Raw genomic sequence first — 5,171 nt, 5'->3', positions numbered from 1 at the left:
CGAACGGCGTAGCGCGGGGCCCGGCGCGAGGCAGCCGCCGGGTTGCGGCCGACGGCGCCGAGACCGCCGTCACCGCAGGCCGGAGGGCGGGCCGCGGGCCGGCCCTGTCACCCGAACAGCAGAGCCGTGACCACCCTCACACCCCGCCCGCTCGGCTCGGAACCGGCGGCCGCGGCGGGCGACCATCCCTGGGACGACCGAACCCGGCCACCGAAGGGTGGTGTGCGAGATGACCGCGCACATACGGATCCCCAGAATGGTCTCCCGGGCCGGTGCCCTCTCGGCCCTCACCGCCGTCGCCGTCGGCGGCACCGTGACGGTGCCCGGCGTGCCGCAGCAGGCCGACGCGGCGACCGTGGCGGCCAAGGCGCTGCGGATCGCGGCCTCGAAGAAGGGCGCGCCCTATGTGTACGGGGCGGCGGGGCCGCACCGCTTCGACTGCTCGGGGCTCACCCAGTACGCGTACAAGCGGGCCGGGAAGCGGCTGCCGCGCACCGCCGCCGCCCAGTACAACCGCACCCGCCACATCAAGGTGTCCGCCCGCAAACACGGTGACCTGGTCTTCTTCCATGCGGGAGGCAGCGTCTACCACGTCGGCCTCTACGCGGGGAGCGGCCGGATCTGGCATGCGCCCAAGGCGGGCACGGTGGTGCGGCTGGAGCGGATCTGGACGGGCAAGGTCTCGTACGGGCATGTGCGCTGACCGGCCGGTTGTCGGACCCCGGCGGTAGGTTGACGGAGGATCAGGACCGCCCTGGTCCCCGTCACCTTCCGGAGGAACCGCATGGCGTATCTCAACCCGGTCCGGCACGTCTCCTTCGACGCCCACGATCCTTACGCCCTGGCGCTGTTCTGGTCGCGGCTGACCGGCTACGCCGTGACGGACGAGGACGCACCGGATGACGACGAGGTGCTGATCGAGTCGGGCCAGCCCGGCGTGCCCGGGCTGCTGTTCCTGCGGGTGCCGGATGACAAGACCGTCAAGAACCGGGTCCACCTCGACATCCAGCCGCCCTCGGGCACCCGGGACGAGGAGGTGAAGCGGCTGCTCGGGTTCGGTGCGCGGGTCGTCGACGACCGGCGCACGGAGGACGGGATGGGGTGGGTGGTGATGGCCGATCCCGAGGGCAACGAGTTCTGTGTGGAGCGCAGCGCGGTCGAGCGTGGTCTGGTGTGACCGCCCCCGTGAGGCGTTAGCGTGGGCCGGTGCCGGTTCGGGGAGACCGGCACCGGGAGGGGGGGAGCTACGTTGAGCGATCAGTTCCAGGCGGACCGGACCTACGACCAGGTGTATCTCGTCTTCGTCGACACCTCCGGCTATTCGACGATCGTCCGCTCGAACCCCAGGGACCGGGCCGCGCACGGCTTCGATCTGCTGCGGGAGCGGATGCGGGCGCGCATCGGCCAGGTCTCCGCGCGGCACCGCTGTGCCCGCAGCGATCTGTGGAACTGGCGCGGGGACGGCGGGTTCTTCGCGATCCACGACGACAGCGAGAGCGTAGCCCGCGACGTCGCGCTGGAGGCGGCGCGGACGTTTCTCACCCTCGATCTGCGGCATCTGCGGGACGAGTTCGCGCAGGCGGGGGTGGACGGCGAGCTGCATGTGCGGATGGCGGTGCACAAGGGGGCGATACGGCACACCGGCGAGGGCCGGACCGGCACCATCCACTCCCCCGACATCAATCTGGCCGCGCATCTGGAGAAGGCGACCCCGCCGGACTGTCTGGCGGTCTCGGAGGACGTGTACCGCACCGCGGGCCGGTATGCGGAGCTGTTCGCGCACGTCGGCAGCCACGAGGGCAAGGACGTCTATCTGATGGCGGGCGACGGCGGCCCGGGCGAGGCGGCCAAGGCCTGGCTGGCGGGCCGGGGGCTGGCGGGCGGCACGCCCGTGCACGCCTATCCCGAGCGGCCGAGCTCGGCGGAGAAGGCGCGGCTGCTGGACGCGGCGGGCGCGGAGGTGCTCGACATGGGCACCGCGCTGCGCACCTCGTCGTCCCGGCTGGTCACCACCGAGCGCCCGGCCCGCTATCGCGACGCGGTCTTGAGCTTGCTGCGCCGGGGCGGGGTGTACCGCTGCTATCTGCTGGATCCGTCCTCGGACGCGGCGGCCACCCTGTCGCGGCAGTACCAGGAGGACATGACCCGGAAGATCAAGGATTCGCTGGAGCGGTTCGGCCGGTTCAAGGAGCGGTACGGGGCGGCGGCGGACGGCTTGCGGGTCTACCAGACGGACGAGTTCCCCGGCTTCTCGGCGCTGGCCGTCGATCCGCGTCAGTCGAACGGGCTGATCCTCTACTCCTCGTATCTGATGGGCACGAGCCCGTACGGGGTGATCGAGCGCGGCGACATGCCCCACTATCTGATCAGCCCGGACGCCGGTCGTACGTATGCGCGCATCCTGGAGCTGACCGACGCGCGGGCGGCTACGGGGCAGGTCGAGCGCGTAGTGTGAGCTCTTCCGGTAACCCGTGGGGGTATGAAGAACGACGCCCCGAGAACCGTCCGTCGCGAGACCGCGCTGGAGCGTGACGACCGGAACTTCGCCGAACTGCTCCAGGAGCTGCGGGTCACCCAGACGGGTGTGCAGATCCTGTTCGCCTTCCTGCTGACCCTGGCCTTCACCGATCGCTTCGCATCGCTGGACCAGGTGCAGCGCGGCACGTACGTCGCCACGCTCCTGCTCGCGGTCGTGGCAGCGGTCCTGTTCACGGCCCCGGCGGCGCTGCACCGGGCGCTGTTCCGCAGGGGGGCCAAGCGCCGGGTCGTGGACGTCTCCGGAAAGCTGGCCGCGACCGGTCTGTGCGTGCTGACGATGGCGTTCACCGGGTCGGTGCTGCTGGTGGTGGACGTGGTGCTGGGGCGCGGCCCGGGGATCGCCGCGGCGACGGGCACGTTCGCGGTGTGCTGCGGGCTGTGGGGCGTCCTCCCGCGCTGGATCCGCCGCCGGATGGGCCGCCGCCCGCCGCCGACCGCGCCGCAGGACCACGCGCCCCAGGACACCCGCTAGCGCACCGGCACGGTCCACGGCAGCGCGATCCCTACGGTCTTGCCGCCGTCCGCGGTGGGGGTGACGAACACCTCGCCGCCTGATTCGGCGGCCAGACAGCCGATGATGACCAGCCCCCGTCCGTTGTCCTGGTGGGCCGCGGCGCACAGCCGCCGGGGGTGACGGGGGTGGCTGTCGGTGACGCCGATCTCCAACCGCCCGTCGTGGTCGAGCCTTATGTCCACGGTGAAGGTGGGCGACTCGCCCAGGGTGTGCTGTACGGCGTTGGTGGCGAGCTCGGAGACGATGAGCCGCACGGTGTCCGCGGCCTCCTCGCCTTCCCCGAGTCCCCATTCGGCCAGCACGTTCGCCACGTAGGCGCGGGCCGCGGGAACCGAGGCGGGCGCGCTCGGCAGAGTGACGGATGCTTCCTGATGGTCTGCCATGACGGCCTGTCCCTTTCCCGCCGGGGCACGGCTGCGGACGCGCACGGGTGGCGCCGCGCAGCCTTGGGGTCCGGGTGGGCGGCCCCGGCGGCTCCGACCGTCAGACTGCCACCGATGCCCTCCGTGACGCGGGCGATCCACCGAGTTATGCATATATCTGTCGCCCGAAGCGGTGAACTCTGCTACGGAAGACCGGATTTGCGGGGCAGACTGGGCCACGGTCACGACAGGGCGGGACAGCGGACGGGCAGCGGGAGGGAGATCTGATGCGGTACGGCCCGGCGGTACGCCGCCGCAAGCTCGGCGAGGAACTGCGCCGCCAGCGCGATCTGGCGGGACTCACCAGCGGTGAGGCCGCACGGCGGCTGAGCTGGCACCAGTCGAAGGTGAGCCGGATCGAGACCGGGCGCAGCGGGGCGAAGCCCGGGGACGTGGCGCGGCTGCTGGAGGTGTACGGGGTCACCGACCCCCAGCTGCGGGCGCTGCTGGAGGCGCTGTGCGGCGGGGGCGCCTCGGATCCGGAGGGGTCGCGGCGCGGCTGGTGGTACGCGTACCGCGATCTGCTGCCGCCCGCCTACCGGGACTTCATCAGCCTGGAGGCGGAGGCGTCGGCCGCGTACACGCTGGAGACCACGGTGGTGCCGGGGCTGTTGCAGACCGCGGACTACGCGCGGACGGTGACCCGGGCGGCGCTGCCGGACCTGCCGCAGGACCAGTTGGACACGCTGGTCGAGGTGCGGATCGCGCGCCAGTCGGTGCTGCGCGAGGCGCGGCCGCTGCGGCTGCACGCGGTGCTCGACGAGGCGGTGTTGCGGCGCGGGGTGGGCGACGCGGGGGTGATGCGGGCTCAGCTGCGACAGCTGGCGGAGATGGCCGCGTTACCGCAGGTGCGATTGCAGGTGCTGCCGTTCTCCGCCGGAATGCCCATCGGTATTACCGGTCCTTTCATTATCTTCTCTTTTCCGCACATTACTGACCTCGACGTAGTAGTTCTCGACCATTTGACGAGTAGCCTCTATCTGGAGCGGAAAGAAGACCTCCGGGCGTACAGCAGCGCATTCGATGTGCTGCGGACCAACGCCCTGTCACCCGAGGATTCATTGATCCTCATCTCGAAAATCGGGGGCGGCGCCTGAGAGGGGCACCATGTCCGATCTGTCCGTCAAGTCCGCTGTCTGGCTGAAGAGCAGTTACAGCGTCGGAATGAACAATTGCGTCGAAACGGCCCGGCTTAACCCGGACCTGCTCGCCGTGCGGGACTCGAAGAACACCGCGGGACCCGCCTTGCTGTTCCCCCCGTCGGCCTGGACCTCGTTCGTCGAGGACCTGTGCCACGGCGATCTCGGTGACCCCGGTTCCGGGGGCGCCTGCCGGCCGTAGCCGGGAGGACGCCACACCGCCGGACACCGATCCGTCAGGCGGCCGGTGCGGTCCCCACGATCACGTCGGCCGCCTCCTCCACCTGCTGATCCGTCAGATCCGCGCGAGCGGTGAGCCGTACCCGCGAGATGCCGTCGGGGACGGACGGGGGACGGAAGCAGCCCACCACCAGACCGGCCGCACGGCAGTCCGCGGCCCACCGCACCGCCTGCTCAGGGGACGGCGCGCGCACCGACACCACCGAGGCGTCGGGCCGCGCCGCGGTGAGCCCGGCGGCGGTCAGCCGTGCGTGCAGCCGCGCCGCGACCGTACGGGCCCGGGCGGCGCGCTCCGGCTCCCGGCTCAGCAGCCGCAGG

At 71.5% G+C, this 5,171-nt stretch carries 8 protein-coding genes; 6 read left to right on the top strand and 2 right to left on the bottom strand.

Annotated elements, in window-relative coordinates; genetic code table 11:
* The first annotated feature begins 229 nt into the window (after positions 1-229).
* The 4 genes from EEJ42_RS34290 (at position 230) to EEJ42_RS34275 (ending at position 3,010) form a co-directional block, all read left to right on the top strand.
* Positions 230-703, top strand: a complete 474-nt coding sequence (locus tag EEJ42_RS34290; RefSeq protein ID WP_123106021.1) for a C40 family peptidase — start codon at positions 230-232, stop codon at positions 701-703.
* Between the two features lie 81 nt (positions 704-784).
* A complete protein-coding gene (locus EEJ42_RS34285; RefSeq protein ID WP_123106019.1) occupies positions 785-1,177 on the top strand; it encodes a VOC family protein in 393 nt (130 codons plus the stop codon).
* A 72-nt stretch (positions 1,178-1,249) separates the two neighbouring features.
* Positions 1,250-2,455 carry a nucleotidyl cyclase domain-containing protein gene (locus EEJ42_RS34280; RefSeq protein ID WP_123106016.1) on the top strand — a complete coding sequence of 402 codons (1,206 nt, stop codon included), beginning with the start codon at positions 1,250-1,252 and terminating at the stop codon, positions 2,453-2,455.
* Between the two features lie 24 nt (positions 2,456-2,479).
* A complete protein-coding gene (locus EEJ42_RS34275) occupies positions 2,480-3,010 on the top strand; it encodes a DUF6328 family protein (protein ID WP_123106014.1) in 531 nt (176 codons plus the stop codon).
* On the opposite strand, the gene EEJ42_RS34270 is transcribed toward EEJ42_RS34275, so the two are convergent.
* Entirely contained in the window at positions 3,007-3,435 is a 429-nt protein-coding gene (locus EEJ42_RS34270) for an ATP-binding protein (protein ID WP_123106012.1), read from the bottom strand. The genes EEJ42_RS34275 and EEJ42_RS34270 overlap by 4 nt on opposite strands.
* Before the next feature lie 266 nt (positions 3,436-3,701).
* Between EEJ42_RS34270 and EEJ42_RS34265 the strand changes: the two genes are divergently transcribed.
* Both EEJ42_RS34265 and EEJ42_RS34260 read left to right on the top strand, forming a co-directional pair.
* On the top strand, positions 3,702-4,571 hold the full coding sequence (locus tag EEJ42_RS34265) for a helix-turn-helix domain-containing protein (RefSeq protein ID WP_123106010.1): 870 nt from the start codon (positions 3,702-3,704) through the stop codon (positions 4,569-4,571).
* Between the two features lie 10 nt (positions 4,572-4,581).
* On the top strand, positions 4,582-4,815 hold the full coding sequence (locus tag EEJ42_RS34260; RefSeq protein ID WP_123106008.1) for a DUF397 domain-containing protein: 234 nt from the start codon (positions 4,582-4,584) through the stop codon (positions 4,813-4,815).
* Between the two features lie 34 nt (positions 4,816-4,849).
* On the opposite strand, the gene EEJ42_RS34255 is transcribed toward EEJ42_RS34260, so the two are convergent.
* Positions 4,850-5,171, bottom strand: a 322-nt coding sequence (locus tag EEJ42_RS34255; protein WP_123106006.1) for an aminotransferase class I/II-fold pyridoxal phosphate-dependent enzyme, incomplete at its 5' end; no start/stop codon positions are given.

This window comes from Streptomyces botrytidirepellens (assembly GCF_003721215.1).
Taxonomy (GTDB): domain Bacteria; phylum Actinomycetota; class Actinomycetes; order Streptomycetales; family Streptomycetaceae; genus Streptomyces; species Streptomyces himastatinicus.
Note: the sequence above shows the minus strand (reverse complement) of the source record. Positions and strands in the feature narration are given on the sequence as shown.

Coding starts and splice junctions, on each gene's coding strand:
- EEJ42_RS34290 (WP_123106021.1), top strand. CDS start 230: ATGACCGCGCACATACGGATCCCCAGAATGGTCTCCCGGGCCGGTGCC.
- EEJ42_RS34285 (WP_123106019.1), top strand. CDS start 785: ATGGCGTATCTCAACCCGGTCCGGCACGTCTCCTTCGACGCCCACGAT.
- EEJ42_RS34275 (WP_123106014.1), top strand. CDS start 2,480: ATGAAGAACGACGCCCCGAGAACCGTCCGTCGCGAGACCGCGCTGGAG.
- EEJ42_RS34270 (WP_123106012.1), bottom strand. CDS start 3,435: ATGGCAGACCATCAGGAAGCATCCGTCACTCTGCCGAGCGCGCCCGCC.
- EEJ42_RS34265 (WP_123106010.1), top strand. CDS start 3,702: ATGCGGTACGGCCCGGCGGTACGCCGCCGCAAGCTCGGCGAGGAACTG.
- EEJ42_RS34260 (WP_123106008.1), top strand. CDS start 4,582: ATGTCCGATCTGTCCGTCAAGTCCGCTGTCTGGCTGAAGAGCAGTTAC.